Source organism: Streptomyces sp. Ag109_G2-15 (assembly GCF_900215565.1).
GTDB classification, from domain to species: Bacteria; Actinomycetota; Actinomycetes; order Streptomycetales; family Streptomycetaceae; genus Streptomyces; species Streptomyces diastatochromogenes.
This window is the reverse complement of sequence record NZ_OCNI01000002.1, coordinates 570,902-597,384: the sequence shown is the minus strand read 5'-3', so window position 1 is coordinate 597,384 and position 26,483 is coordinate 570,902. Positions and strand designations below refer to the sequence as shown.

At 72.2% G+C, this 26,483-nt stretch carries 24 protein-coding genes and 1 pseudogene; 18 read left to right on the top strand and 7 right to left on the bottom strand.

What is annotated here, in order from left to right:
* Window positions 1-30: 30 nt before the first annotated feature.
* The 7 genes from CRP49_RS49435 (at window position 31) to CRP49_RS39170 (ending at window position 8,223) form a co-directional block, all read left to right on the top strand.
* Window positions 31-399 (top strand): DUF1932 domain-containing protein, encoded by a 369-nt coding sequence (locus CRP49_RS49435; RefSeq protein ID WP_373560446.1) that lies wholly within the window; start codon window positions 31-33, stop codon window positions 397-399.
* Window positions 400-477: 78 nt separating this feature from the next.
* Window positions 478-1,179: an SDR family oxidoreductase gene (locus CRP49_RS39195; RefSeq protein ID WP_097258152.1), complete on the top strand. Its 702-nt coding sequence runs from the start codon at window positions 478-480 to the stop codon at window positions 1,177-1,179.
* Window positions 1,180-1,327: 148 nt separating this feature from the next.
* A complete protein-coding gene (locus CRP49_RS39190) occupies window positions 1,328-2,503 on the top strand; it encodes an NAD(P)/FAD-dependent oxidoreductase (RefSeq protein WP_097258151.1) in 1,176 nt (391 codons plus the stop codon).
* Between the two features lie 113 nt (window positions 2,504-2,616).
* Window positions 2,617-4,428, top strand: coding sequence for an RICIN domain-containing protein (locus tag CRP49_RS39185; protein WP_097258150.1), 1,812 nt, complete (start codon window positions 2,617-2,619; stop codon window positions 4,426-4,428).
* A gap of 31 nt (window positions 4,429-4,459) precedes the next feature.
* Window positions 4,460-5,269, top strand: a complete 810-nt coding sequence (locus CRP49_RS39180) for an inositol monophosphatase family protein (protein ID WP_218893036.1) — start codon at window positions 4,460-4,462, stop codon at window positions 5,267-5,269.
* An 89-nt stretch (window positions 5,270-5,358) separates the two neighbouring features.
* Complete coding sequence (locus tag CRP49_RS39175; RefSeq protein ID WP_097258148.1) at window positions 5,359-7,899, top strand: discoidin domain-containing protein; 2,541 nt, start codon at window positions 5,359-5,361, stop codon at window positions 7,897-7,899.
* A gap of 90 nt (window positions 7,900-7,989) precedes the next feature.
* Window positions 7,990-8,223, top strand: a complete 234-nt coding sequence (locus tag CRP49_RS39170; protein ID WP_097259269.1) for a chaplin — start codon at window positions 7,990-7,992, stop codon at window positions 8,221-8,223.
* A 64-nt stretch (window positions 8,224-8,287) separates the two neighbouring features.
* Here the strand turns inward: CRP49_RS39170 and CRP49_RS39165 are convergent, their stop codons facing one another.
* Entirely contained in the window at window positions 8,288-9,487 is a 1,200-nt protein-coding gene (locus tag CRP49_RS39165) for an acyltransferase (RefSeq protein ID WP_097258147.1), read from the bottom strand.
* A gap of 219 nt (window positions 9,488-9,706) precedes the next feature.
* Here CRP49_RS39165 and CRP49_RS39160 point away from each other — a divergent pair, with 219 nt between their 5' ends.
* The 4 genes from CRP49_RS39160 (at window position 9,707) to katG (ending at window position 14,320) form a co-directional block, all read left to right on the top strand.
* Window positions 9,707-10,174 (top strand): GNAT family N-acetyltransferase, encoded by a 468-nt coding sequence (locus CRP49_RS39160; RefSeq protein WP_097259268.1) that lies wholly within the window; start codon window positions 9,707-9,709, stop codon window positions 10,172-10,174.
* Between the two features lie 161 nt (window positions 10,175-10,335).
* The gene (locus tag CRP49_RS39155; RefSeq protein WP_097258146.1) at window positions 10,336-11,469 is read left to right on the top strand and encodes an abortive phage infection protein; all 1,134 of its coding nucleotides are present in this window, start codon (window positions 10,336-10,338) and stop codon (window positions 11,467-11,469) included.
* A 188-nt stretch (window positions 11,470-11,657) separates the two neighbouring features.
* Entirely contained in the window at window positions 11,658-12,101 is a 444-nt protein-coding gene (locus tag CRP49_RS39150; RefSeq protein WP_097258145.1) for a Fur family transcriptional regulator, read from the top strand.
* Between the two features lie 26 nt (window positions 12,102-12,127).
* Window positions 12,128-14,320, top strand: coding sequence for a catalase/peroxidase HPI (katG, locus tag CRP49_RS39145; protein WP_097258144.1), 2,193 nt, complete (start codon window positions 12,128-12,130; stop codon window positions 14,318-14,320).
* A gap of 62 nt (window positions 14,321-14,382) precedes the next feature.
* On the opposite strand, the gene CRP49_RS39140 is transcribed toward katG, so the two are convergent.
* Both CRP49_RS39140 and CRP49_RS39135 read right to left on the bottom strand, forming a co-directional pair.
* Window positions 14,383-14,853, bottom strand: coding sequence for a hypothetical protein (locus tag CRP49_RS39140; protein ID WP_097258143.1), 471 nt, complete (start codon window positions 14,851-14,853; stop codon window positions 14,383-14,385).
* A gap of 46 nt (window positions 14,854-14,899) precedes the next feature.
* Window positions 14,900-15,460: a heme-binding protein gene (locus CRP49_RS39135; RefSeq protein WP_097258142.1), complete on the bottom strand. Its 561-nt coding sequence runs from the start codon at window positions 15,458-15,460 to the stop codon at window positions 14,900-14,902.
* Window positions 15,461-15,702: 242 nt separating this feature from the next.
* On the opposite strand from CRP49_RS39135, the gene CRP49_RS39130 reads away from it, so the two are divergent.
* The 5 genes from CRP49_RS39130 to CRP49_RS39110 all read left to right on the top strand — a co-directional run bounded on the left by CRP49_RS39130 (window position 15,703) and on the right by CRP49_RS39110 (window position 21,346).
* The gene (locus CRP49_RS39130) at window positions 15,703-16,830 is read left to right on the top strand and encodes a sensor histidine kinase (protein WP_373560445.1); all 1,128 of its coding nucleotides are present in this window, start codon (window positions 15,703-15,705) and stop codon (window positions 16,828-16,830) included.
* Entirely contained in the window at window positions 16,827-17,480 is a 654-nt protein-coding gene (locus CRP49_RS39125; RefSeq protein ID WP_097258140.1) for a response regulator transcription factor, read from the top strand. The genes CRP49_RS39130 and CRP49_RS39125 overlap by 4 nt, the downstream gene beginning before the upstream one ends.
* Before the next feature lie 115 nt (window positions 17,481-17,595).
* Window positions 17,596-18,039 carry a universal stress protein gene (locus CRP49_RS39120; protein ID WP_097259267.1) on the top strand — a complete coding sequence of 148 codons (444 nt, stop codon included), beginning with the start codon at window positions 17,596-17,598 and terminating at the stop codon, window positions 18,037-18,039.
* A 43-nt stretch (window positions 18,040-18,082) separates the two neighbouring features.
* Window positions 18,083-18,916, top strand: coding sequence for a universal stress protein (locus CRP49_RS39115; protein WP_257033785.1), 834 nt, complete (start codon window positions 18,083-18,085; stop codon window positions 18,914-18,916).
* Between the two features lie 48 nt (window positions 18,917-18,964).
* Complete coding sequence (locus tag CRP49_RS39110; protein WP_097258138.1) at window positions 18,965-21,346, top strand: phosphoketolase; 2,382 nt, start codon at window positions 18,965-18,967, stop codon at window positions 21,344-21,346.
* A gap of 56 nt (window positions 21,347-21,402) precedes the next feature.
* On the opposite strand, the pseudogene CRP49_RS39105 reads toward CRP49_RS39110, so the two are convergent.
* Window positions 21,403-21,741 (bottom strand): annotated as a pseudogene (locus CRP49_RS39105) (STAS domain-containing protein); the annotation flags it as partial.
* A gap of 346 nt (window positions 21,742-22,087) precedes the next feature.
* Between CRP49_RS39105 and CRP49_RS39100 the strand changes: the two are divergent.
* On the top strand, window positions 22,088-22,690 hold the full coding sequence (locus CRP49_RS39100) for a hypothetical protein (RefSeq protein WP_097258137.1): 603 nt from the start codon (window positions 22,088-22,090) through the stop codon (window positions 22,688-22,690).
* A gap of 117 nt (window positions 22,691-22,807) precedes the next feature.
* Here the strand turns inward: CRP49_RS39100 and CRP49_RS39095 are convergent, their stop codons facing one another.
* The 3 genes from CRP49_RS39095 to CRP49_RS39085 form a co-directional block, all read right to left on the bottom strand.
* Entirely contained in the window at window positions 22,808-23,266 is a 459-nt protein-coding gene (locus CRP49_RS39095) for a cyclic nucleotide-binding domain-containing protein (protein ID WP_097258136.1), read from the bottom strand.
* A gap of 161 nt (window positions 23,267-23,427) precedes the next feature.
* Window positions 23,428-24,363, bottom strand: coding sequence for a serine hydrolase (locus tag CRP49_RS39090; RefSeq protein WP_097258135.1), 936 nt, complete (start codon window positions 24,361-24,363; stop codon window positions 23,428-23,430).
* On the bottom strand, window positions 24,360-25,358 hold the full coding sequence (locus tag CRP49_RS39085; protein ID WP_097258134.1) for a LysR family transcriptional regulator: 999 nt from the start codon (window positions 25,356-25,358) through the stop codon (window positions 24,360-24,362). The genes CRP49_RS39090 and CRP49_RS39085 overlap by 4 nt, the downstream gene beginning before the upstream one ends.
* Window positions 25,359-25,489: 131 nt before the next feature.
* Between CRP49_RS39085 and bla the strand changes: the two genes are divergently transcribed.
* Window positions 25,490-26,413, top strand: coding sequence for a class A beta-lactamase (gene bla / locus CRP49_RS39080; RefSeq protein ID WP_097258133.1), 924 nt, complete (start codon window positions 25,490-25,492; stop codon window positions 26,411-26,413).
* The last annotated feature ends 70 nt before the right edge of the window (window positions 26,414-26,483 follow it).

Below are 26,483 nucleotides of genomic sequence, written 5' to 3'. Positions count from 1 at the left end.
CGGCCCCTCGGGCGGGCGTCCGCGCTCAAACTGGCCTTCGCCGCCTACAACAAGATCTCGTACGCCCTGGCCGCCCAGACCCTCGCCCTCGCCGACGGCCACGGCGTGCTGGACGACCTGCTGGACCTGGCGGCCCACCTGCTGCCCGGCACCCCGCTGGCGCGGCCGGAGCAGCTGGCGGGTGCCGAGCCCCGCGCCTGGCGCTGGGAGCCGGAGATGCGGGAGATCGCCCGGGCCTGGCGGGACACCGGACTGCCCGGCACCTTCGCCGAAGCCGCGGCCGAGACCTTCGACCGCTGGCACGGCCACAAGGACGACCCGACGGTGACCGTCGCCCGGCTCCTCGCGGATCTGACCCAGGAGCGGACCGTGCGGGAGCCGCCCGCCCCGCACCCCTGAGTCACCCCGCCTTGAGTCGGGAAACCGATCGGTTTACGATGGTGGAAACCGATCGGTTTCACCTGTCTGGAGACTGCCGTGACCGCACTCAAGAACTCCGTCGTCCTCGTCACCGGTGGCAGCCGGGGCATCGGGAAGGCCCTCGTCGAGGAGCTGTACACGCGGGGAGCCGGGAAGGTGTACGCCACCGCCCGCGACCCGCGCACCGTCACCCACCCCGACGCCGTCCCGCTGCACCTGGAGGTCACCGACCCCGCCTCCGTGGCGGCCCTGGCCGAGCAGGCGCCGGACGTGACCGTGCTGATCAACAACGCAGGCGCCTCGACCGGCGCCCGTGTGCTCAGCTCGCCGCTGGAGGACGTCCGCCGCGAGTTCGAGATCAACTACTACGGCCCGCTGCTCCTCACCCGCGCCTTCGTGCCGGTCATCGAGCGCAACGGCGGCGGCCACATCCTCAACGTCCACTCCGCCCTGTCCTGGCTCGCCGACGGCAGCAGCTACAGCTCCACCAAGGCCGCCCTGTGGTCGCAGACCAACAGCCTGCGCCTGGAGCTCCGGTCCCGCGGCATCCAGGTGACGGGCCTTCACATGGCATACGTCGACACCGACATGACGGCCGGGCTCGACGCCCCGAAGGCCAGTGCCCACGACATCGCCGTGGCCGCCCTCGACGGCATCGAGTCCGGGGCGTACGAGGTGCTCGGCGACGACACCACCCGCTGGGTCAAGTCGGTCCTCTCGCAGGACCTCACGGCGATGTACCAGCAGCTCGCCCAGTGAGCCCGGAGTCCGGTCGCGTCCAGGGGCGTGGCGCGGGCCGGGCCCCCGGACGCGACCGGATGTGACACCGCGTTCTTGCCCGCCCGCCGTTCATGGCGTACCTGTGCCACCGGCCGAGGTACCCGAACGGGACGGTGGGGTGGATCCGATGGCACGCATACTGGTGATCGGCGGCGGCATCGCGGGCACGGCGGCCGCGCTGGGCCTGCACAAGGCGGGACACGACGTCGCCCTCTGCGAGGCACACCCCGACACCGCCGAGGACATCGGCGCCTTCCTGACCCTGGCGACGAACGGCATGCGCGCCCTGGCCCAGCTCGACGCCACGGACGCCGTCACCGCCATCGGTTTTCCGCTGACTTCCCTGCGCCTGCTCGACAGCGGGGGCGCGGAGGTGACGCGCGCCCCGCTCGCGGGGGCGCACGACCCCGCCCTGCGATACCGCTGCCTGCGGCGCGGCGAGCTGAACGCGGCCCTGCAGACCGAGGCGGCCCGGCGCGGCATGGCCCTGCGCCACGGCACCCGCCTGGTGTCCGTGGACGACGGCCCCGACGGCGTCACCGCGCACTTCGCCGACGGCAGCACCGCAAGCGGAGACCTGCTGATCGGCGCCGACGGCCTCAACTCGGCCGTGCGCCGACAGGTCGCCGCCCTCGCGGCGCAGCCCCGGTACGCGGGCCAGCGCGTCTTCTACGGCTACACGGACGGCACCCCCGCGACCGACGACACCGGCGCCATCACCATGGTGCGCGGCAGTGAATCCGCCTTCGGGTACACGGTCTCGCCGACAGGGGAGACGTACTGGTTCGCCCGCGTCGCCGGCGAGCCGCTGCCCACGGGCGGGCCTGGGCACCGCACGGCCGCCGACCGGCGCGAGGAGCTGCTCCCCGTCCTGCGCAGGGACGCCACCCCCGCCGGCGACATCGTCGCGGCCTGCGCCGACCGCATCATGGTCGTCAACGCCGCCGAGATGCCGCTCGGCACCCCCTGGCACGTGGGCCGCGTCCTCCTCATCGGCGACGCGGCCCACGCAGCCTCCCCGGCCACCGGACAGGGCGCCTCGATGGCGCTGGAGGACGCCGTCGTCCTCGCCAAGGCCCTGCGCGACACCCCCGACCCGGGCACCGCGTTCGCCGTCTACGAGCAGCACCGCCGCCCACGCGTCGAACACAACATCACCGTCAGCGGCGGCATCTCCCGCGGCACCCACAGCCCCGCACGCGATGGCTCCGCGGCTCCCGGCGTCTCTCGTGTCGATGACGCGCTGATCCGCCAACTGGCCTGGGAGACACCGCTCCCGGCCGGCGTGGACGGCGTGCGCTGAGCGGCACCCCGCCGAGAAAGTGCAAGAGGCGGAGCACGGGAGTCCATTGCCGGAGCAACCGCCGGGCCCGGATCGTTCCGGTGCAACAGGCCCTTCGGCAACAAGGAGCACCCGTGCGACTGTTGAGCAGAGCAGGCGGCGCCCTGGCCGCGGCCGCCGCCCTGACTTTGGGCGGCGGCACACCGGCCCCGGCGTCCGCCGCGCCCCCGGCCGCCGACGCGACCTACCGCGTGAGCGTCGGGACCCCGGTGCCGTTCACCCACCCCACGGACACCCCCGCCGCCCCGTACACCGACAAGGACGGCACCTTCCACTACCAGCAGTCCGCCGCCCTCTACGGCGCCAAGGACCCGCGCACCTGGGACTTCTACACCGGCAGGGACTTCGACACCGCGACCTTCGACAAGACGCTGAGCAAGGCGGTCAACCCCGCCAACAACGCCGACCGCAACGACGACACCACCTGGCGGTGCAACAACAGCCCGACCGGCCGCGAGGCGACGTACGCCCCGAGCGGCTCCGGCTACGCCCAGAAGAACTACTGCGACCTGTCCGGCGTGTGGATCGACCCCGACACCGGTGACTGGTACGGCCTGGTGCACAACGAGTTCACCCCGCAGCCCTTCGGCGACGGGCTGCACTACGACGCCATCGACTACGCCGTCTCGACCGACCGCGGCCGTACCTGGTCCATCAAGGACCACGTCCTCACGTCCCCGTACAGCACCAAGCGCGGGGACACGACCGCCTTCCCGAACCAGACGTACTCCTACGGCGACGGCGACCAGCGCCTCTTCGTCGACACCGCCTCCGGCTACTTCTACGTCTATTACGGCTCCCGGATCATCGACAAGAGCGGTGGCTGGAAGGCGTTCTACGAGCACGTGGCCCGCGCCCCGATCTCCGCGAAGATGGCCCCCGGCTCCTGGCGCAAGTGGTACGACGGCGCGTGGTCGCAGCCCGGCACCGGCGGCAAGGAGAGCAACATCGTCCCCGTCGACGCCGATCACCCCACCGGCTACACCCCCGCCTCCGCCGAGTACGACCCGGCCAACACCGGCACCACCGCCCAGCAGATCGCGGCCGGCAAGACGCCCCCGACCTCGCCGCTGTTCGTCATGAACATCGCCTACGACGCCTACCTCGGCCTGTACATCGGCGAACCGCAGGCCGTCGACCAGAGCGGCGACTCACCGCAGTACCTCTACGCCACCGACGACCTGACCACCCAGAAGTGGCACCTGATCGGGGACACCGGCGGCTACACCAACGCCTCCTGGTACCGCTGGTTCCTCGACAGCGCCAACCGGACCAGCTCCACCGTCGTCGGCAGGACCTTCCGCTCGTACTGCTCCTTCGGCTGCTCCCACGACTCCTCCGGCGAGTACGTCGACGTCACCATCGACTCCGACCGGCCCGCCGTGCCGCCGGTGGACACCAGCCGCCGCTACCGGATCACCGCCGGCACGGGCCGGGTCCTCGTCCAGAGTTCCGGCGGCTCCGCCACGACGTCCGTCGCGTCCCCCACCGGGTCCGCCCGGGAGTCGTGGACCTTCACCGCCACGGGCGACGGCGCCTTCACCCTCGCCAACGCCGCGAGCGGCCGTCTGCTGGGCGTCGACTCCGCCGCCACCGCCGGCCGTGCCTGGGGCGCCCGGCCGACCGTCACCGCGGCACCGGCCGGCGGGCCGACCGTCGGTCAGCAGTGGTTCCTGATCCGCAGCTCCTCCGGCGACGGCGGCTACCGTCTGGTCAACCGCTACAGCGGCCTCGTCCTCGCCCTGTCCGGAACCTCCGGCCGACGCGCCGAGACCACTCCGGCGCGCAACTGGACGGACACCAGCGGCAGTTCCGTCGGCGGCGGCCGCACCCCGGCCGAGCAGACGCTGTCCCTCACCCCGACCGGGCAGGCACGGAGCAGGTGAGCACGAGCGCGGCTATCCTGCGCGCATGGGGATGATCAACTCGGAGTCGGACGCCCAACTCGCCCTCACGGCGGCACAGGCGGGCGCGGCCGTGGTCCGCGAGATGTACGGCGGACGGCTGGCCCGCTTCGACAAGTCCGCCGGTGACTTCGCGACGGAGGCGGACCTCGCGGCGGAGAAGACCATCGTCGACGTACTGCGCGCCGCCCGGCCCGGCGACGCCGTGACGGGTGAGGAGAGCGGAAGCAGCGGCGCCGTGGCAGCACGGCGCCGCTGGCTGGTCGACCCGCTGTGCGGCACCCTCAACTACGCGGTGCGGAACATGCTGGTGGGGGTGAACGTGGCCCTGCGGGTGGACGACGAGATCACGGCGGCCGCGACGGCCGACCCGTTCAGCGGCGAGGTGTTCTGGACCGACGGGCACCGAGCCCGCGTCCGATTCGACGGCGGGGACGAGGAGTTGGCGCCCTCGCCCGAATCCCGGCTGGTGGACGTCAACCTCGACCCGCCGTTCCCCAACGCCCCCGGCTTCCAGGCGGTCCGGCTCCTGGCCGACCCGGAGTTCATACGGCTGTTTTGGCCGCGAGTGGTCTCCACGACGGTCGCGGTCGCCTGGGTGGCCGCCGGCCGCCGGGCCGCGTACGTCACCGACGGCGACCTGCGCGACAGCGTGCACTTCTCCGCCGGGATCGCCCTGTGCCGGGCCGCCGGATGCACGGTCACCGACCTCCACGGCCGGCCCGTGCACACGGGCGCGGGCGGGCTGATCGCGGCGGCCGACGCCGAGACGCACGCCGCCCTGCTGAACATGGTCAACGGACAGACGTCACACGAAAGTTGAAGGATTCGGATTCCGAAGGCTTGTCGCGGGCTTGGCTCACCACTTAAATCAAAACCTGAACTAAGCCTCGAAGCTTACGGAGCCGCCCCATGAGACGGAGATCCCTGGGCATCGCGCTGGCCGCCGCAGCAGCGCTGATCGCCCTGCCCACCACCCATCCACCGGCCGCCGCGGCCGAAACCCCGCTGTCGCAGGGGAGGACGGCCACCGCGTCCTCCGAGGAGAACTACGGCACCACCGCGGCCAAGGCCGTCGACGGCGACACCGGTACGCGCTGGTCCTCGGCCGCCACCGACGACCAGTGGTTCCAGATCGACCTGGGCGCCACCGCCTCGGTCACCCAGGTGGTCCTCGACTGGGAGACCGCCTACGCCAAGGACTACAAGGTCCAGATATCCGGGGACGGGACCACCTGGACCGACCTGAAGTCCGTCACCGGCTCCGACGGAGGCGTCGACACCCTCGACGTGTCCGGGCAGGGCCGCTACGTCCGCATGCTGGGCGTGCACCGCGCGACCCCATGGGGCTACTCCCTCTGGGAGTTCCAGGTGTTCGGCTCGACCAGCGACACCCAGCCCACCTGCGGCACCGCGAACGCCGCCCAGGGCAGGCCGGCCACCGCCTCCTCCACCGAGAACGCCGGCACCCCCGCCTCCGCCGCCTTCGACGGCGACACCGGCACCCGCTGGTCCAGCCAGGCCGCGGACCCGCAGTGGCTCCAGGTGGACCTCGGATCCGTCAAGGACCTGTGCAAGGTCGACCTCACCTGGGAGACCGCGTACGGCAAGGACTTCCAGATCCAGGCCTCCTCCGACGGCCAGAACTGGAGCACCCTCAAGAACGTGACCGGCGCGAGCGGCGGCACCGCCTCCTACGACGTCAGCGGCTCCGGCCGCTACGTCCGGATCTACGGCACCGCACGTGCAACCGGCTACGGCTACTCGCTGTGGGAGGTCGCCGTACACACCGGCTCCACCGGCACCCCGCCGGTCCAGGGCGGCGGCGACCTCGGCCCGAACGTCATCGTCGTCGACCCCTCGACCCCCGACCTCCAGAAGAAGTTCGACGACGTCTTCGCCCAGCAGGAGTCCAGCCAGTTCGGCACCGGCCGCTACCAGTTCCTGCTCAAGCCCGGCACCTACAACGGCATCAACGCCCAGATCGGCTTCTACACGTCCATCTCCGGCCTCGGCCTGAACCCCGACGACACCCAGATCAACGGTGACGTCACCGTGGACGCGGGCTGGTTCAACGGGAACGCCACCCAGAACTTCTGGCGTTCGGCGGAGAACCTCGCCATCAAGCCCTCCAACGGCACCGACCGCTGGGCGGTCGCCCAGGCGGCACCCTTCCGCCGTATCCACGTCCAGGGCGGCCTCAACCTCGCCCCGAACGGCTACGGCTGGGCCTCCGGCGGCTACATCGCCGACTCGAAGATCGACGGCACGGTCGGCCCGTACTCCCAGCAGCAGTGGTACACCCGCGACAGTTCGGTCGGCGGCTGGACCAACGGCGTGTGGAACATGACCTTCTCCGGCGTCCAGGGCGCACCCGCGACCAACTTCGACAGCGGCCCGTACACCACCCTGGACACGACACCGGTCTCGCGCGAGAAGCCGTTCCTCTACCTGGACGGCTCCGCCTACAAGGTGTTCGTCCCGGCCAAGCGCACCGACGCCCGTGGAGTCTCCTGGCCGGCGAACGCGGGCACCTCGATCCCGCTCGACCAGTTCTACGTCGTCAAGCCGGGCGCCACCGCCGCCACCATCAACGCGGCCCTCGCCCAGGGTCTCAACCTCCTCTTCACGCCCGGCGTCTACCACCTCGACCAGACCATCGACGTCACCCGCGCCAACACCGTCGTCCTCGGCCTCGGCCTCGCCACCCTCGTCCCGGACAACGGCATCGACGCGATGCACGTGGCCGACGTCGACGGAGTCAAGCTGGCCGGATTCCTGATCGACGCGGGCTCCGTCAACTCCGACACACTCCTGCGGATCGGCACCCCCGGTTCCACCGCCGACCACTCCGCCAACCCCACCACCATGCAGGACGTGTTCGTCCGCATCGGCGGCGCCGGACCCGGCCTCGCCACCAACTCCGTGGTGGTCAACAGCAACAACGTCGTCATCGACCACACCTGGATCTGGCGCGCCGACCACGGCAGCGGCGTCGGCTGGGACACCAACCGCGCCGACTACGGCCTGCGGGTCAACGGCAACGACGTCCTGGCCACGGGCCTGTTCGTCGAACACTTCAACAAGTACGACGTGTACTGGAACGGAGAACGCGGCCGCACGATCTTCTTCCAGAACGAGAAGGCGTACGACGCCCCGAACGCCGCCGCCATCACCCACGACGGCATCGTCGGCTACGCGGCCTACAAGGTCGCGGACTCGGTCACCACGCACGAGGCATGGGGGCTGGGCAGCTACTGCAACTACACGGCCGATCCCACGATCGTCCAGGCCCACGGCTTCCAGGTTCCGGCCACGTCGGGCATCAGGATGCACGACCTGCTGGTGATCTCCCTCGGCGGCAAGGGCCAGTACGCCCACGTCGTCAACACCACGGGAGCCCCCACCTCGGGCACGGACACGGTCCCCTCAAAGGTCACCCGGTTCCCGTAGTCCCGATCGGCGTACCAGAGGAGGCGGCCGACTCCCGGTGCCGCTCTCATGGAAGGGTCCCTACGTCAACCAGTGAGGCAACTCATGCGTATGCGCAGCTTTGCTACCACAGCAGTTCTCGCAGGTGCCCTTGCCCTGGCAGGCACGACGGCCGCCCACGCGGCGGACCCGAACCCGGTCGGCGTCGCCACCGACAGCCCGGGCGTGGTCTCCGGCAACGTCATCCAGATCCCGGTCGACCTCGACCTCAACGTGTGCGGTAACAGCATCGACGTCATCGGGCTGCTGAACCCGGCCGTCGCCAACTCCTGCGCCACCAAGTGACCCCATCCCGTGTGCCGGTCCCTTCCGAAGGGGCCGGCACACGGCTGTCCGGGCTACGGCCTGCTCACTCTCGCACCGCCACCGGAGTCTCACGGCTGGACGGCACCGACTCCCGCTGCGGAGCGGGCCCGGTGCCGGTCCGGCGGCGGCGCAGCAGCAGGCGTCTCGCCGGGCGTTCCACCGCCTCGTACAGGAGCCAGGACAGCGCGAGGGAGAGGGTGAAGGCGACGGTGGTGACCGCGAGACCCGCCAGCAAGCCGAAGTGCGGCTTCGTGCCGAGCAGGTTGGTGCCCGCGCGCAGGACCAGCAGGTGGATCATGTAGAAGGCGAACGACAGTTCCCCCAGTCGCACCATCCGCCGGTGCCGCCACAGCGAGGGCAGCCCGTGCGCATCCGCGACCGCCGCGGCCGGGATGAGCAGGGTGAACCCGGCGATGGTGCAGACCGTGGCGGAGTAGCCGGGCGTGACCTGCGGGACCAGGAAGTACCCGATGATCGCGAGAGCGAGCGAGGCCTCCAGACCGGGCCCGCGCCAGCGTCCGAGCAGCACCAGCCGGGCCGTGACGGCGCCCAGGACGAACTCCGGCAGGCGGGCGGCGGGCAGGGAGTAGATCGACTCGGCCATCCAGTGGTGTGCGTCCGCCCAGGCCAGGACCAGTACCGCCACGACCGACAGCCCGCCCAGCGCCGTCGCGCCGCGCGCGCCGAGCCGGCGCAGCAGCAGGATCAGCAGCGGGAAGGCGGCGTAGAAGAACGCCTCGCAGGCCAGCGACCAGCTGACCGGGTTCAGCGTCTGCCACCAGGGGCGCCACCAGGAGTGCAGCAGCAGGACGTTGGCCAGCGCCTGAGAGGGCGTCGGCTTCGCCTGATGGGCCAGCGTGTACGTCATGACGAGCGCCACGGCCAAGGTGACCAGGTGCACCGGGTAGACCCGCGCGATGCGGCGCCGCCAGAAGGCGAGCGCACGGTCACGCGGCCGCGCGGACCACGTCAGTACAAAACCGGACAGCACGAAGAAGAACGACACGCCGGTGGCGCCGGCACCGAACGCCCAGGTCACGATGCGACCGGCGCCGCCTCCGAAATAGCCGAAGTTGTTCACGTGCAGCCCGAACACCAGCAGCGCCGCGACCCACCGCAGCCCGGTGAGGGACGGCAGGGAGGACATGGCGACGGGCGGGGAGGATCTCGCCGAGCCCGAGCCCGAGCCCGAGTTGGTTCGAGCGGGCGGCGTCCGGTTCGCCCGGGTCGTCGCCGTTGTCATCCAATCACCTGCCGCAGGAGGTTCGCGTGGGGCATGAAGGGGAGCGTTGCCCGTTCGGCCCCTCTCCATCACATCGCGTTGCAAACATCACACTGCTGCCGAACGACGGAACCCCCGGGATGCCACGGACGGCTGGACCGGTGCACCCGCACGAGTGAACGGGGCCGATCTCCGGTGCCACGTGGACAGCCGGCGGGTCCGCTGGCAGCATCCGTGATCATGAATCGGAGTGCGCACGTCCGGCCGGCCGAACCCGAGGACTACGACCGCATCATCGCCGTCGTGGACGAGTGGTGGGAGCGTCCGATGCGTTCGGTGCTGCCCCGGCTGTTCCTGGACCACTTCCATCGCACGAGCCTGGTCGCCGAGGACTGCGATGGCCTGGCCGGGTTCCTGGTCGGGCTGATGTCCCCGTCGGTGCCCGACGCCGCGTACATCCACTTCGTGGGAGTGGCGCCACGGGCCCGCAAGGAAGGGTTGGCCCGTGGCCTCTACCAGCGGTTCTTCGACATGGCCGCCGTCGAACACCGTACCGAGGTGCGGGCGATCACCTCTCCGCAGAACGAGCGCTCCCTCGCCTTCCACACCGCGATGGGCTTCACGGTGACCGGCCCCGTCCACGACCACGACGGCCCGGGCGTCGACCGCATGGTCTTCCGCCTCCGGCTCCTGGCACATCAGTCCTGATGGCCACCGCCCTTGACCGCGTCCTTCGCGAAGAGCCGGGCGTCGCCCGGCAGATCCTCGCCGCGGCCGCGACTTTCGCCGACCGATTCGCTCCCTTCGGCCCCGGGTCGTAGACCATCGGGGGACGGCGCGGGCGGGCCCGCTCCCGCCAGGGTGGCCGCATGGAGAAGACCCAGAAGACCCAAGGGATCGACCGCGCACGGTTCCTCGCCGCGATGGCGTCCGCCGGGCTCGCCGCGACGCTGCTGCCGGCGGGCCCGGCCCGAGCGGGGGAGAGGCGGCACGGACTCGGCCATCGGGGTGTCGTCTACACCGTCGGCGCGGGCGGGACACCGGCCACCGGCTTCCGTACGGCCCGGATGCGCCGGGACATCCGCGCCATCCGCGACGAGCTGCACGCCGACACCGTGGACGTCACCGGCGACGGCGTGGAGCGCCTCACGGCCACCGCCGCGGAGGCCGCCGAGCGGGGTCTGCACGTCTGGCTGCAGCCGACCCTCGGTGACGTCCCCGAACCGGACATCCTGGACCACCTCGCCGAGACCGGCCGGTTCGCGGAGCGGCTGCGCCGGCAGGGCGCAAGCGTCGACCTCAGCGTGGGCTGCGAGTTCTGGCTGTTCGTGCCCGGCATCGTCCCGGGCGACACCGTCCTCGAACGCGTCCAGAACCTGCTGGACGGCAACGTCGACCCCGTCAGGATGCAGCGCCGCCTGGACCGCTTCACGGCCAAGGCGGCGGCGGTCGGCCGCTCCGTCTTCCACGGCCGGCTCAGCTACGCGGCCGCCCAGGACGACGTGGTCGACTGGCGGCTCTTCGACATCGTCGGCATCGACTACTACTCGTACTTCCCCCGCCGCGCCGACTACGTACGGGAGCTGCGCCGCTACCTGCGCTGGGGCAAACCCCTCGCCATCACCGAGTTCGGCACCTGCGCCTACGTGGGCGCGCCCGAGACCCGTGGCATGGGCTGGAACATCGTCGATCACGACAAGGACCCCGAGGAGATCAAGGGCGACCCGGTCCGCAGCGAGCGCACCCAGGCCGCCTACCTCATGCGGCTCCTCGACGTCTTCTCCTCGCTCGACCTGTACGCGGCGATGGCCTTCGAGTTCGTGACCCTCGACGCCCCGCACCGTCCCGGCGACCCCCGGCACGACCTCGACCTGGCGAGCTACGCCATCACCAGGACCGTCGAGGACCGCCCGTACGACCCCGCCTCGCCTCGGCACTGGGAGCCCAAGGAGGCCTTCCACGCCCTGGCCCGCCGGTACGCGAGGGACGCGTGCCACGGCTGAGGTGCCGGCCCCGGAACCGTGCGCTCACCCGTTCGGAGGACCCCTCGGCTCGGCGCGCGGTCGCCCCGGACTCGCGGCAGCATGATGCGTTCGTGCCTGCCGGGCACATTCCGGTCGACGACACGTGGCCAAAATTGCATCGTTCGTTTTCTTGAATCTCTCGTGTTTATGAGGGTAGGTTCGGGGTCATGACCTCATCCCAGACTCCGACCACCGCCGAGGAGCTGCGCGGTGCCGGCCTGCGGGTGACGGCGGCCCGTGTCGCGCTGCTCGAGACCGTCCGGCACGGTGATCACCTCGATGTCGAGGCGATCACGTCCGGCGTGCGCGACCGCGTGGGCCACATCTCCGTCCAGGCCGTGTACGAGGCGCTCCACGCGCTCACCGCGGCCGGACTCGTACGCCGTATCGAACCGCCCGGCAGCCCGGCCCGGTTCGAGGGACGCGTCGGGGACAACCACCACCATCTCGTGTGCCGGTCGTGCGGCGTCGTCGCGGACGTCGACTGCGCGGTCGGCCACGCCCCCTGTCTGACCGCGGCCGACGACAGCGGCTTTTCGATCGACGAGGCCGAGGTCATCTACTGGGGCCTGTGCCCCGACTGTTCTACCGCCGCTACCGCTGCACCGTGAACCCCTCAGTTCGGAAGGATTCCCGCATGTCCGAGAACACCCCTGCCGAGGCGAAGTGCCCGGTCGCACACGACCGTGCCGCGCACCCGACCCAGGGCGGCGGCAACCGCCAGTGGTGGCCGGACCGGCTCAACCTGAAGATCCTTGCCAAGAACCCCGCCGTGGCCAACCCGCTGGGTGAGGAGTTCGACTACGCCGAGGCCTTCAAGAACCTCGACCTCGCCGCCGTGAAGCGGGACATCGCCGAGGTGCTCACCGACTCCCAGGACTGGTGGCCGGCCGACTTCGGGAACTACGGCCCGCTGATGATCCGGATGGCCTGGCACAGCGCGGGCACCTACCGCATCAGCGACGGCCGCGGCGGCGCCGGCGCCGGCCAGCAGCGCTTCGCCCCCCTCAACAGCTGGCCGGACAACGGCAACCTCGACAAGGCCCGCCGTCTGCTGTGGCCGGTGAAGAAGAAGTACGGCCAGAGCATCTCCTGGGCCGACCTCATGATCCTCACCGGCAACGTCGCGCTGGAGCAGATGGGCTTCGAGACCTTCGGCTTCGGCGGCGGCCGTGCGGACGTCTGGGAGGCCGAGGAGGACGTCTACTGGGGTCCCGAGACCACCTGGCTTGACGACCAGCGCTACACCGGCGACCGCGAGCTGGAGAACCCGCTCGGCGCCGTCCAGATGGGCCTCATCTACGTCAACCCGGAGGGCCCCAACGGCAACCCGGACCCGATCGCCGCGGCCCGCGACATCCGTGAGACGTTCCGCCGCATGGCGATGAACGACGAGGAGACCGTCGCGCTGATCGCCGGTGGTCACACCTTCGGCAAGACCCACGGCGCCGGCCCGGCCGAGAACGTCGGCGCCGACCCCGAGGCCGCCCCCATCGAGGCGCAGGGCCTCGGCTGGGCCAGCACCTACGGCACCGGCAAGGGCGGCGACGCCATCACGTCCGGCCTCGAGGTCACCTGGACCACCACGCCGACCCAGTGGAGCAACGAGTTCTTCAAGAACCTCTTCGAGTACGAGTACGAGCTCACCCAGAGCCCGGCCGGCGCCCACCAGTGGGTGGCGAAGGACGCTCCGGAGATCGTCCCCGACGCGCACGACTCGTCGAAGAAGCACCGCCCGCAGATGCTCACCACCGACCTGTCGCTGCGCTTCGACCCGATCTACGAGCCGATCTCGCGCCGGTTCTACGAGAACCCGGAGGAGTTCGCGGACGCCTTCGCCCGCGCCTGGTACAAGCTGACCCACCGCGACATGGGCCCGAAGTCCCTGTACCTCGGTGCGGAGGTCCCGGCGGAGACGCTGCTGTGGCAGGACCCGCTGCCGGAGCGCGAGGGTGACCTGATCGACGGCGCGGACATCGCGTCCCTCAAGGCCAAGCTGCTCGACTCCGGCCTGACCGTGTCCCAGCTGGTCAGCACCGCGTGGGCGTCCGCGTCCACGTTCCGCGGCAGCGACAAGCGCGGCGGTGCCAACGGCGCCCGCATCCGCCTGCAGCCGCAGCGCGGCTGGGAGGTCAACGAGCCCGACGAGCTGGCCCAGGTGCTGCGCGTCCTCGAGGGCATCCAGCAGGAGTTCAACGCCTCCTCCGGTGCCAAGAAGGTCTCCCTGGCCGACCTCGTCGTCCTCGGTGGTGTCGCGGGCGTGGAGAAGGCCGCCAAGGACGGCGGTCACGAGGTGGAGGTGCCCTTCACCCCGGGTCGTGTCGACGCGACCGAGGAGCACACCGACGTCGAGTCCTTCGAGGCGCTCCAGCCGAGCGCGGACGGCTTCCGCAACTACCAGGGCAAGGGCAACCGCCTGCCGGCCGAGTACCTGCTGCTCGACAGGGCGAACCTGCTGGGCCTGAGCGCCCCCGAGCTGACCGTCCTCGTCGGCGGCCTGCGCGTCCTGGGCGCCAACCACCAGGGTTCGCAGCACGGTGTCCTCACCGAGAGGCCCGGCACGCTGACGAACGACTACTTCGTCAACCTGCTCGACCTGGGCACGACCTGGAAGTCGACCTCCGAGGACCAGACCACGTTCGAGGGCCGCGACGCCTCGGGCGAGGTCAAGTGGACCGGCACCCGTGCCGACCTGGTCTTCGGCTCGAACTCCGAGCTGCGCGCGCTCGCCGAGGTCTACGCCTCCGACGACGCGAAGGAGAAGTTCGTGACGGACTTCGTCGCCGCGTTCGACAAGGTCATGAACCTCGACCGGTTCGACCTCGTCTGAGCAACCGCCTGAAGGCGTCCGGACCGGCCCCGCACGGGCCGGCTCGGGCGCCTTCGCCGTCCCTACCCCCAGGACACCTGGATCTGCCGGCCGGCCGCGCGCATGTTCACGATCTCGAACCCGGCCCGGGAACGCACGATGTGCTGGACGTCCCCCGGCCCGGAGTCGCGCAGGAATCCCGCCCAGCCCTCCGTGACCGCCTCCCGGAGCACCCACTCCAGGACCTCCATCAGGACCCCGAACTCGTCCTCGTGGATGCAGACCCGGACGGTCAGGGCCCACGGAACCCCGCCGTCCGCGTTCTGTCTGGCGGCGGCCCTGACCAGCAGGGAGGTGTCCGCCCCGTCGAAGGAGTGGCTCGCCTCCCCGCCGGCCAGCACCTGCCAGGGATCACCCCAGACCGTCCAGTCCGCCGACTCGAAGACCGGCGGCGGGTCGGCCTGTCCGACCAGCCAGGCAAGTTCCCGTAGGAACGCTTCGGGCAGATCCGGCCGGAGATCCACGGCCAGGAACAGGTCGTAGTAGTCACTCACCGGACGGACCCTAGCCGCACCGTACGGCGGCTGTCCCGGACCCTGCTCAGCGGCCCAGCGCCGCCACGCCCGCCTGCGCGTAGCGCTCGTCCAGGTCGCCCGACGGGGCGCCCGCGACGCCGATGCCCGCGACCGGGGCACCCTTGGCGGTCACGGGGGCGCCGCCCGCGAGGAACAGCGTGCCCGGGATGTCCTTCAGGGCCGGCGCCTGCTCAAGACGCTTGGCCAGCTCGGACGTGGGCGCGTTCCAGGACACCGCGGTGAACGCCTTGCGCTCGGCGGACTCGTACGACTGCGGTCCGGCACCGTCGCCGCGCAGGGTGACCAGGGTGTTCCCGTTGCGGTCGACGACGGCCACCGACACCCGCCGGCCGTCCTGCTCGGCGGCGTCCACCGCGGCCTGCGCCGCCTTCGTGGCCGCGTCGAGGGTCAGGTGCGTGCTCTCGGTCAGGTTGCCGCTCCGGACGGCCGCGGCGGCGGGTGCGGGGCCCGCGGAGTCGGCGGCGCTGGCGGCCACCGTACCGACGACACCGGCACCGACGACGGCGAGGACGGCGCCGCCGGCGAGGACGCGGGTACGGCTGGACGGCTTCTTGCGGCTGGGCATCACGAGGGACCTCTCTGCGGTCGGATCCGGGGGCGGAGTCGCTCCCGTCACCGATCCTCGGCCCGGATCCGGACGTACGACGTCGACGGACCGGTTGCCCTGGGGGTCATCCGATCGGATGACCCCCAGGGCGCCGGGTCAGGGAACAATGGAGGGTGTTTGCCCAGCTCAGCGCGATGGCGAGGGAGGAGTCACCGGTGGCCACGCCCGAACGCGACGACACCCGCGCCCTCAACGTCGTCATGCACACGGCGTTCTTCGTGCTGCTGGCCGCGTCCCTCGCCCGCTACCTGGCCCGGCACGCCGAGGGCCCCCGCACCCCCTGGATCATCGCCCTCTCCGCCCTGCTGGCGGTGCTGTACGTGCTCGGCCCGGCCCTCGGCACCCGCCCCGCCCCGCGCCGGCTGGCCTGGCTGGGCCTGGTGGTGGCGACCTGGGCGCTCCTCGTGGTCCTGGCGCCCAGCTTCGCCTGGTGCGCGGTCCCGCTGTTCTACACCGGCCTGCGCACCCTCCCGCCGCGCGCCGCGATCGCGCTGGTGGCGCTGCTGACCGCGCTGGCCGTCGCGGCCCAGCTGAGCCTCGCGGGCTGGCCGGACCCCAACGTGCTGGTCGCACCCCCGGCCGTGGCCGCCGTGGCCACCACCGTCTACGTCGTCATGCAGCGCCAGTCGGCCCGCCGCGACGCCCTGATCGACGACCTGGTCCGCACCCGCCGCGAACTTGCCGCAACCGAGCGCCGCGAGGGCACCCTCGCCGAACGCGAGCGGCTGGCCCGGGAGATCCACGACACCCTCGCCCAGGGCCTGTCCAGCCAGCGGATGCTCCTGCAGGCCGCCGACCGCCTCTGGGACACCGCCCCGGACACCGCCCGCGACCACGTCCGCACGGCGGCGTCCATCGCCGAGCGCAGCCTCGCCGAGGCCCGCCGCTTCGTCCACGACCTGACCCCCGCCGACCTGGCCGAGGGCGGCGGCCTGCTCCAGGCCCTGCGGGCGGTCGCCGACCGCGAGACGACGCCCACGCTCACCGTCCGCGTCCACCTGGAGGGCACCCCGCCCGCCGCCCTGCCCGCCCCCGTGGAGTCGGCCCTGCTCCGCATCGCCCAGGGTGCCCTGGCCAACGTCCGCGAACACGCGGCCGCCACCACGGCGACCCTCACCCTGACCTGCCTGGACGACCAGATCGTCCTGGACGTCACGGACGACGGCCGGGGCTTCGACACCGGTACGGTCCCGGAGACCGAAGGACGCGGCCACGGGCTCCCCGCCATCCGCGCCCGCCTGCGCCAGCTGGGCGGCACCCTCACCATCGAGTCGGCACCGGGCGAGGGCACGGCCCTGTCCGCCGCGATCCCGCTGGAGCCCAGATGACCGGGACCCCCGAGCCGGCCCCCGCGGCCCCCGTCCGCATCCTCGTCTGCGACGACCACGCCGTCGTACGCGCCGGCCTGCTGGCCCTCCTGCACAGCGCCCCGGACATCGAGGTCGTCGGCGAGGCCGGCAGCGGCGAGGAAGCGCTGGCGCTGGCCCGCAAGACCGCGCCGGACGTCGTGCTCATGGACCTGCAGCTGGGCGAGGGCATGGACGGCGTGGAGGCCACCCGCCGACTGCGCGCCCTCACCCCCGCCCCGCACGTGCTGGTCCTGACGACGTACGACACCGATGCGGACGTCACCCGGGCCATCGAGGCCGGAGCCACCGGATACCTCCTCAAGGCGGAGCGCGCCGAGGACCTCTTCACCGCGATCCACGCCTCCGCCCAGGGCCGCCCCGCCCTGTCACCGCCGGTCGCCGACCGCGTCATGGCCCGTCTGCGCAACCCCCGCCCGGCCCTCACCCCTCGCGAACGCGACATCCTCGCCCACCTGGCCCAGGGCCTGCCCAACCACGCCATCGCCCGCGCCCTGTACATCAGCGAGGCCACGGTCAAGACCCACCTGCGCCGCATCTACGACAAGCTCGGCGTGGACACCCGGGCGGGCGCCGTGGCGGTGGCGAAGGAACAGCGGCTGCTGCCCTGAGGCCCTCATGCCGCCGGATGCGCTGCTGTGGCGGCGCGGCGCGACCTCGCGCAGCGTGGGGCATGGGGGACCGAACGGCGAGGCCGGTGCTCTGGCCGTGAGAGAGGTGGGACGCATGGACACGGAGGAATCCCGGCCCCGGATCGTGGCCGGTGTCGATGGGTCGCCGTCCTCGTACGCGGCCCTGCGCTGGGCCGTGCGCTACGCCGGGCTCGTCGGCGGCACCGTGGACGCCGTGGCCGCCTGGGAGCTGCCGGGCCTGTACGGCTGGTCGGCGCCCGCGGTGGACCTGGACGTCGACGAGGAGGACGCCCGCGAGCGGATGACGCGGGAACTGACCGAGGCGCTCGGCGCGGAGGCGTTCGGCTCGGTACGGCCGCTGGTGGTGCACGGCAACCCCGCAGACGTCCTGCTCAGGGCCGCGGAGGGCGCCGAGTGCCTGGTCGTCGGCAGCCGGGGGCACGGCGGTTTCGCCCGCGCCCTGCTGGGTTCCGTCAGCCAGCACGTGACGCACCACGCCGCCTGCCCGGTGGTGGTCGTGCGCCCCGGGACGGCTTGAGACCGGGCACGCCATGGATTCCTCACCCCGGGAGGTGGCGGTCATGCCCCTCGTCGTCGGCGTGGACGGTTCCGAGTCGAGCCTGAGCGCCGTGGACTGGGCGGCGGACGCCGCGGCCCTGCACCGTGCGTCGCTGCGGCTCGTGTACGCGTCCGTATGGGAGCGCTACGAGGGTGCCTCCCTCGGTCAGGGCTCCGACAGACCGTCCGAACAGGTGATGGCCGAGGACATCGTGGAGACCGCCGAGCGGCGCGCCCACCGCAGGCAACCGGACGTGCGGATCACCACCGAGGTGCTGCCCGAGGAACCGGAGCAGGCGCTGGTGCGGGAGAGCCGGTCCGCGCTCGCGGTGGTCCTCGGCCAACGCGGCCGCAGCGGCGTCACCGAGGCGCTCCTCGGCTCCGTCGGCGTGACGGTGGCCGAGCACGCGCGCTGCCCGGTGATCGTGCTGCCGGGCGGCCACGACGACCAGGCCCGCCCCGGGGCAGGCGGCAGGGTCGTCCTGGGCGTCGACGAGAAGACGGCGGGCTCGGCGGCCCTGCGGTTCGCCGCGGAGGAGGCCGGCCTGCGCGGGGTACCCCTGGAGGCCGTACACGTGCTGCGTCACACCCTGCTGGGCGGTGACGAGCGGGAGCCGGACGCAGCCCTGGCGCTGGACAAGTCTCTGCGGGACGTACCGGTCGGCCTGGAGGTGCGGCGGCACACCGTCACGGGCCGTCCCCGCGACGCCCTGCTGGCCGCCTCCCGCGATGCCGACCTGCTGGTCGTGGGTACCCGGCGCCGCCCGGGGCACTTCGGCCCGCAGCTCGGCCGGGTCGCCCACGGGGTGCTTCACCACGCGGCATGCCCGGTCGCCGTGGTACCCGACCTTTCCTGACATTCCCGGCACGCCTGCCGGCAACCGACGAAGATCTCCGGAGTCCCCATGTCCAAGGCCGCCCAGCCGGACGCCACGGCACTGACCGACGACGAACTGCGCACCCTGGACGCGCACTGGCGCGCCGCCAACTACCTCGCGGCGGCCCAGATCTACCTCATGGCCAACCCGCTGCTGACCGAGCCGCTGAAGCCGGGGCACATCAAGCCCCGGCTGCTGGGCCACTGGGGCACGTCCCCCGGCCTGAACCTCGTGTACACCCACCTCAACCGGGTGATCAGGGCCCGCGGCCTCGACGCGCTGTGCGTGTGGGGCCCCGGGCACGGCGGACCGTCGGTCCTCGCCAACTCCTGGCTGGAGGGCAGCTACAGCGAGACGTACCCGGACGTGTCACGGGACGCGCCGGGCATGGAGCGGCTGTTCCGGCAGTTCTCCTTCCCGGGCGGAGTGCCCAGCCACGTGGCCCCCGAGACCCCGGGCTCGATCCACGAGGGCGGCGAACTCGGCTACTCGCTCGCACACGCCTACGGCGCGGCCCTCGACAACCCGGACCTGCTGGTGGCCTGTGTGATCGGCGACGGCGAGGCGGAGACGGGACCGCTGGCCGCCTCCTGGCACTCCAACAAGTTCCTCGACCCGGTGCACGACGGGGCCGTACTGCCGATCCTGCACCTCAACGGCTACAAGATCGCCAACCCGACCGTGCTCTCCCGCGTGCCGGAGCCCGAACTCGACGCACTGCTGCGGGGATACGGCCACGAACCCCTGCACGTGACCGGCGACGATCCGCGGCAGGTGCACCGCGCCATGGCGGCGGCGATGGACGACGCGCTGGACCGCATCACCCGGATCCAGCGCACCGCCCGCGAGGAGGGCGGCGGCGAGCGGGCGCACTGGCCGGTGATCGTGCTGCGCACCCCCAAGGGCTGGACCGGCCCAGCCGAGGTGGACGGCGAACCCGTCGAGGGCACCTGGCGTGCCCACCAGGTCCCGCTGCCGGAAGTCCGGGAGAACCCCGAGCACCTGCGGCAGTTGGAGGAGTGGCTGCGTTCGTACCGGCCCGAGGAACTGTTCGGCCCCGACGGCCGGCCCGTCGCGGACGTCCTCGCCTGTGTCCCCGACGGGACGAAGCGGCTCGGCGCGAGCCCGCACGCCAACGGCGGCCTCCTCGTCCGCGAGCTGCCCCTGCCGGCCCTGGAGGGCTTCGCCGTACCCGTCGACAAACCCGGCACGACCCTGCACGAACCCACCCGGGTCCTGGGCGGCCTGCTCGAACAGGTCATGCGCGACACCGGCGCGCGGCGGGACTTCCGGCTCGTCGGACCGGACGAGACCGCCTCCAACCGGCTCCAGGCCGTCTTCGAGGCCAGCGGAAAGGCCTGGCAGGCCGAGACGCTCCCGGTCGACGAACACCTGGACCGGCACGGCCGGGTGATGGAGATCCTCTCCGAACACCTCTGCCAGGGCTGGCTGGAGGGCTATCTGCTCACCGGCCGGCACGGACTGTTCTCCTGCTACGAGGCGTTCGTGCACATCGTCGACTCCATGGTCAACCAGCACATCAAGTGGTTGAAGACCTCGCGCCGGCTGCCCTGGCGGGCCCCCGTCGCCTCCCTCAACTACCTGCTGACCTCGCACGTTTGGCGCCAGGACCACAACGGCTTCTCGCACCAGGACCCCGGCTTCGTCGACCACGTCCTCAACAAGAGCCCCGAGGTGGTGCGCGTCTATCTGCCGCCGGACGCCAACACCCTGCTGTCCGTGACCGATCACGTGCTGCGCAGCCGGGACTACGTCAACGTGATCGTGGCCGGCAAGCAGCCGTGCTTCGACTGGCTGTCCCTGGACCAGGCCCGGGTCCACTGCGCCCGCGGCGCCGGGATCTGGGAGTGGGCCGGCACCGAGAACGGCGGCGCACCGGACGTCGTCCTGGCCTGCGCGGGTGACGTACCCACGCAGGAGGTGCTGGCCGCCGCACAGCTGCTGCGCCGGCATCTGCCCGACCTGGCGGTGCGGGTGGTCAACGTGGTCGACATGACCCGGCTGATGCCGCGCGAGGACCATCCGCACGGGATGACCGACTTCGAGTTCGACGGACTGTTCACCGCCGACAAACCGGTGGTCTTCGCCTACCACGGCTACCCGTGGCTGATCCACCGCCTCGCCTACAGCCGCACCGGCCACCACAACCTGCACGTGCGTGGCTACAAGGAGTCCGGGACCACGACCACCCCGTTCGACATGGTCGTGCGCAACGACCTCGACCGCTACCGGCTCGTCATGGACGTCATCGACCGCGTGCCCGGCCTCGCGACGCGCGCCGCCGGCGTACGCCAGGCCATGGCCGACGCCCGCGCCCGCCACCACGACTGGATCCGCGCACACGGCACCGACCTCCCGGAGGTCGCCGACTGGAGCTGGCACAGCTGAACCGGCTGCCCGGGTGTCCCGGGCCAGCGGCCGTCGGGCTCCGGCACCGAGATCAGCGGTGGTCTCGGCAGCACCTCGAAGACGCCCGACAGGCCCGTGACCCGCAGCATCCGCAGGAAGCCCGGGCTGTCGGCGACCAGCCGTAGCCGGCCCTGCCGGGCCGGCACCCGGTTCCGGGCCCGGCACAGGGCCCCGAGCCCGGCGCAGTCGATGAACGCGACCGGCCGCAGATCGAGCACCAGGTCGGGGCGCGGGTGCGCGGTCAGCGCATCGAGCCGTCGGGACAGCGCGGTCACGGTCAGCAGGTCGATCTCGCCGTGCAGCGGTACGACGACCGCCGCGTGGGGCGTGTGGTCCGCGGGGCCCTGTGCCGGTCCCGGCCGGTTCTCGGACATGACACCAGCCAATCGATCCCACGGGACGCGAGGAAGGGCCGATCGGCCCCGGCCCGGGACCGTCCGGGACACCACACCGGTGGCCTGCCCCGAGGGGTCCCGTCCTGCGTCGTCGTACGGCTCTTTCCGTCTGCGGGCGGCATCGATCCGTTTCGAGGTGCACGATGGTGGGGTGGCGTTCAGCGGCCTGGTGTACGACACCGTGCCGTGTCGCTCACCGCCCGCCCGGATCGGATCGGGTCGGGTCGTGGCGGGCGTCACCCGGACCTCGGCCCGGACCCGGACGCCGAGCGGGACCGCACGCCCTGCCCGGTGGCCGCCGGTATGCGAGAGGAGGCGGCGACCGATGACGCGGACACCTCCCACGAGTGTGACCCGGCTGCGGTGGTGGCGATGGCGTCGCAACCCGCTCCGGCGGCACAGCGACGTCGTCGAGGCCTGGATCGTGCTCGCCATCTGGACCCTCGTCCTCCTCGTAGGCATCGTCGCGGGCGCGGCGGCGGCCCTGTCGGTGGACTCGTCGTTCGCCGCGCGGCGGGCCCAGGTCCACGCGGTGACCGCGGTGCTGACCGACGACGCGGCCCGGACCCCGCCGTCCGGCGGTGGCTACGACGACGGCCGGGTGTGGGCCACCGTGCGCTGGACGGCCGCGGACGGCTCGGTGCACACCGACCGGGCCAAGGTCTACCCGGGCGCCCCGGCCGGCAGCCGGCTCACGGTGTGGACGGACCCCGCGAACCGGATGGTGTCGCCGCCTCCCTCCACCGCTGAGGCGACCCTGCAGTCGGCCCTGACCGGCGTGCTCGCCGCCGCCTCGGCCGGCGTGGCCGTCTGGACCGGGGGCTGGGTGGTCCGCACCTGGCGCATGCGCCGACGCCTGTCCGAGTGGGACGAGGAATGGAAGCGGATCGGCCCGGAGTGGCGGAACTACAGCAGTGGCGGAACCTGAACCGGGGCAGGGACTGAGCCTGCCCGGCGCGGGTCGGTCCCGGTCGGTCACGCCCGGCGGAGTTGCGTCAACCGGTCCGGACAGCTCTCCAGGACCGCGAAACCTCCGCAGTCCAGGTCATTCCAGACCACCACTCCCGTAGGGGGCGTAGAGGTCGAGCAGCCGGACCCGGGAGGCGTGCAGCCGCTGGGCCACCACGAGCCCGATCCAGACCGCGATCGCCCGCCCGAACCCGGGATCGGCGGCGCACATCGCCCGGACCGGCTCCGCGTCGAACTCCCAGGCGCGCACCGGTGTCATCGCCTCACCGCCCAGGTGCCACAGGTGGGGCGGGAAGTGCCAGGACCAGCCGACCAGCTCGCCGTGCCCGAGCGACTCGATGACAGCGGGACGACGGCCGGGCACATGCAGGTCGAGGGCGACGGTGCCGGTCCGTACGATCCAGAAGCGGTCGGCGCGCCGGCCCTCCTCGAACAGCCGCGTCCCGGCCTCGAAGGAGACCTCGCGGGCGAGCTGCATCAGCTGTACGCGATGCTCGGGGGGCAGGGCCGCGCTCATGGTGGTGACGGAGGTCATTGCTCCGGCTCCCTTCGCCGCAGATCCGGTAGCCCCCGCGACCGTGGGGCTCCTGATTCCAGCCTGTGCTCATCCGGTCCCACCCACAACAGGCCACTCGGCCCCACCCGGGGCCCTGCGGCCCAGCTGCGACCGGGTGCAGGAACCGCTCCCTCACCCCCTCACCCCCGCAACGCCTCGAACGCCCGCCGTGCGCCGATTCCCATCGCGAGGTCGATGTCCGGGGCCAGGCCGGCCCGCCGGTCCGCGCGGGTGAGCGCGGCCAGGGCGACCCGGTCTCCGGACTCGGCCTCGACCACCCCGATCTCGTGTCGTAGATGGAGGAAGGTGCCCGTCTTGCCGCACCACCGCAGCGTGTCCGCGCGCAGCTCGCTCGCCAGCCGCTGGGTGAAGACCTGGAAGCCCATCAGGCGGCGCAGCTCGGCCGTCGCTCGGGGCTGGGAGATCTCGTCCGTCCACACGTGCTGCAGCAGGTCAACGAGTGCCGAGGCCGAGCCGAGGTTGGCGTGGGCCGGGTCCAGGGTCTCGATGGTGTGCCGTCCGGCACGCTCGTCGCGGACGGCCAGTTCCAGCGCGAGCGAGAAGTCGTTGCCGGCGGCTCCGGCCGCGCACTCGTACATGTGGTTCATCCGGTGCCGTACCCGTATCCCCGCGCACCCCCACGCACGCAGGCGGGCGTCGACCTCCGCCACCGGCACCAGGTCGAACAGCGCGTCGGCGGCGGCGTTGTCGCTCACCGAGAGCATCAGGAGGAGGAGGTCGCCGACGGCCACGGTGGCCGGGTGCCGGAACGCCGCGAGTCCGGTGGGGCCGATGCTGCTGGTGGCGGGGTCGACGGTGACCGGGCGCGCCGGGTCGAGTTCCCCGGCCGCGATCCGGTCCAGCACGACCAGGGCGAGCGGGACCTTCACCACCGAGGCGAGGGGCATCGTCTCGTCTACGTCGAAGCCGAGTTGCTCGCCCGAGTCCAGGTTGCGGGCGAGGAACGAGCCACGGACTCCGAGCGCCGCCCAGTCCGCCGCGACCGCCTCGGCGACGTCGAGCAGGGCGCCGTCCCCGGCCACGTAGGCCGGGCGGTGCACCGGTTCCGCGCTCATCCGCGTGCCGCCAGCCGTGACGAGGCGTCCTCGGCCGTGGTTGCGGGCGGCCGGAGCCCGTCCGGCGCTTCGGTCGGGGCACCGGCCGCCGCCGCGAGCAGCGCGGTCAGCCAGTCGGGTACGTCCACCGCTGCGGACCGGCCTCGTGCACCCTGCACGTCGTACCCCCGGTGCAGTGCGGTATCGGCCAGTGGCGCCCAACTCGCCCCGTGCTGCCGGGCGAACGGCTCGGCACAGAGCAGAAGCGCCCCACCGGCCAGGGTCTCGGCGAGGGCCGTCGCCGCCGGTCCGGCCGGCCGGACCAGGCCCTCCGGCAGCCCGGCGCGGGCGGCGGCACGGACCAACCTGTCGTGTGCGTACGGCACTTCGTCCTCGGTCAGGATCAGAACGGGCAGCACGGCAGGAAGTTCACCGTCACGGCTCCGGCGCGGCCGCACGTCCTCCAGATGGATCGCGCGCCGTCGCCCGCCGCCCGCTCCTACGGCCGCCGGCTCCGGCGCCTCGGGCGGTGCCGCCGACGCCAGGCCGAGCGGTACCCGGACCCCGGCCTGCTCCGGCGGGACGCGCACCAGCGCGTACGTGAGCGAGCCGTCGGCGAGCCCGGAGACCCGTTCCGCCGGCGGCAGTTCGCGCATGCCGAGCGTGATCCCGCGTTCGGTGGCCGCGCGGATGACCCGCGCCAGCGCCACCGGTGCGCAGTCCATGGGCACGCCCACGGCACGCACCTGCGCCCGGCGGGCCGACCGGGCGACCTGCCCGAGCCGCTGGGCCCGGTCCAGCACGTCCTGCGCGTACGGAAGCAGGAGCAGGCCCAGCTCTGTCGTCGTGATCTGCCGCCGCGAACGGTCGAACAACAGGCCTCCGAAGTGGGCCTCCAGTGTCTTGATACGGCGGCTGAGAAGCGGCTGGGCGATCCCGAGCCGGTCGGCCGCGCGCGAGAAGCTCGACTCGTCGACGGTCGCGACGTACGCCTCCAGGTGCGCGAGGAGATCCATCCAGCAGTCATATCAATAAGTCATGAGGCGTTCAAAGATCTCTCTTGGACATGGGTGGAGTCCTGCTGTTTCGCTGGTCCCCGTCGAAGATCCACCAAACCGACGACGGATGACCAGGGAGAACTCCGCATATGACCAGTGCCAGCACCCCTCTGCCGCGCCGCCGCCTGTTCCAGGCCGGACTCGCCCTCACCACCGCCGCCGTGATCGCCCCCACCGCGGTCGCGCCGACCGCCTCGGCCGAACCGGGGGGCGGTACGGCCGACCCGCACGCCCAGTTGAGCGATCTGGAGCAGCGGTACGGCGCGCGGCTCGGTGTGTACGCCCACAACGTGCGCACCGGCCGGACCGTGGCGTACCGCGCGGGGGAGCGGTTCGCGATGTGCTCGACGTTCAAGACGTTCGCGGCGGCGGCCGTACTGCGTGACCACGGCGGCTGCGCGCCGCTGGACAGGGTGATCCACTACCCGCCGCGCGACATCCTGCCGAACTCTCCGAGGACCGAGGAGCACCTCGCCACCGGCATGTCGGTGGGTGACCTGTGCGCGGCCGCGATCCAGTACAGCGACAACGCGGCCGGCAACCTCCTGCTGCGCCAGATCGGCGGGCCGGACGGCCTCACCCGCTTCTTCCGGTCGCTCGGCGACCGGGTGAGCCGGCTCGACCGCTGGGAGACCGACCTGAACACCGCCGTCCCCGGCGACCCGCGCGACACCACGACACCGGAGGCCATCGGGCGGAGCTTCGAGCGGCTGACCCTGGGCCGGGCCCTGGACGGAACCGACCGCGAGCAGCTCGTCACCTGGCTGAAGGGCAACACCACCAGCGCCGAACGGTTCGGTCGCGGGCTGCCGCAGGGCTGGGTCCTCGGTGACAAGACCGGGACCGGGGACTACGCCACCGCCAACGACATCGGTGTCGCCTGGACGACCCGGGGGACACCCATCGTGCTGGCCGTGCTGTCCACGAAGGCCGCCAAGGACGCACCCGTGGACAACGCCTTGGTCGCCGACACGGCCCGCCTCCTGGCGCGCACCCTCGCCCCCGGAGAATAGCCCCTCCGGCCCACCGTGTTCATGTCACTGAATTCTGATCAAGTGCATGGCTATTGACGCGCTCATGGCG

Bases quoted from the DNA above. Each gene is read 5' to 3' on its own strand.
- CRP49_RS39190 (WP_097258151.1), top strand. From the start codon at position 1,328: ATGGCACGCATACTGGTGATCGGCGGCGGCATCGCGGGCACGGCGGCC.
- CRP49_RS39180 (WP_218893036.1), top strand. From the start codon at position 4,460: ATGATCAACTCGGAGTCGGACGCCCAACTCGCCCTCACGGCGGCACAG.
- CRP49_RS39175 (WP_097258148.1), top strand. From the start codon at position 5,359: ATGAGACGGAGATCCCTGGGCATCGCGCTGGCCGCCGCAGCAGCGCTG.
- CRP49_RS39170 (WP_097259269.1), top strand. From the start codon at position 7,990: ATGCGCAGCTTTGCTACCACAGCAGTTCTCGCAGGTGCCCTTGCCCTG.
- CRP49_RS39165 (WP_097258147.1), bottom strand. From the start codon at position 9,487: ATGACAACGGCGACGACCCGGGCGAACCGGACGCCGCCCGCTCGAACC.
- CRP49_RS39160 (WP_097259268.1), top strand. From the start codon at position 9,707: ATGAATCGGAGTGCGCACGTCCGGCCGGCCGAACCCGAGGACTACGAC.
- CRP49_RS39155 (WP_097258146.1), top strand. From the start codon at position 10,336: ATGGAGAAGACCCAGAAGACCCAAGGGATCGACCGCGCACGGTTCCTC.
- CRP49_RS39150 (WP_097258145.1), top strand. From the start codon at position 11,658: ATGACCTCATCCCAGACTCCGACCACCGCCGAGGAGCTGCGCGGTGCC.
- katG (WP_097258144.1), top strand. From the start codon at position 12,128: ATGTCCGAGAACACCCCTGCCGAGGCGAAGTGCCCGGTCGCACACGAC.
- CRP49_RS39135 (WP_097258142.1), bottom strand. From the start codon at position 15,460: ATGCCCAGCCGCAAGAAGCCGTCCAGCCGTACCCGCGTCCTCGCCGGC.
- CRP49_RS39130 (WP_373560445.1), top strand. From the start codon at position 15,703: ATGCACACGGCGTTCTTCGTGCTGCTGGCCGCGTCCCTCGCCCGCTAC.
- CRP49_RS39125 (WP_097258140.1), top strand. From the start codon at position 16,827: ATGACCGGGACCCCCGAGCCGGCCCCCGCGGCCCCCGTCCGCATCCTC.
- CRP49_RS39120 (WP_097259267.1), top strand. From the start codon at position 17,596: ATGGACACGGAGGAATCCCGGCCCCGGATCGTGGCCGGTGTCGATGGG.
- CRP49_RS39115 (WP_257033785.1), top strand. From the start codon at position 18,083: ATGCCCCTCGTCGTCGGCGTGGACGGTTCCGAGTCGAGCCTGAGCGCC.
- CRP49_RS39110 (WP_097258138.1), top strand. From the start codon at position 18,965: ATGTCCAAGGCCGCCCAGCCGGACGCCACGGCACTGACCGACGACGAA.
- CRP49_RS39100 (WP_097258137.1), top strand. From the start codon at position 22,088: ATGACGCGGACACCTCCCACGAGTGTGACCCGGCTGCGGTGGTGGCGA.
- CRP49_RS39095 (WP_097258136.1), bottom strand. From the start codon at position 23,266: ATGACCTCCGTCACCACCATGAGCGCGGCCCTGCCCCCCGAGCATCGC.
- CRP49_RS39090 (WP_097258135.1), bottom strand. From the start codon at position 24,363: ATGAGCGCGGAACCGGTGCACCGCCCGGCCTACGTGGCCGGGGACGGC.
- CRP49_RS39085 (WP_097258134.1), bottom strand. From the start codon at position 25,358: ATGGATCTCCTCGCGCACCTGGAGGCGTACGTCGCGACCGTCGACGAG.
- bla (WP_097258133.1), top strand. From the start codon at position 25,490: ATGACCAGTGCCAGCACCCCTCTGCCGCGCCGCCGCCTGTTCCAGGCC.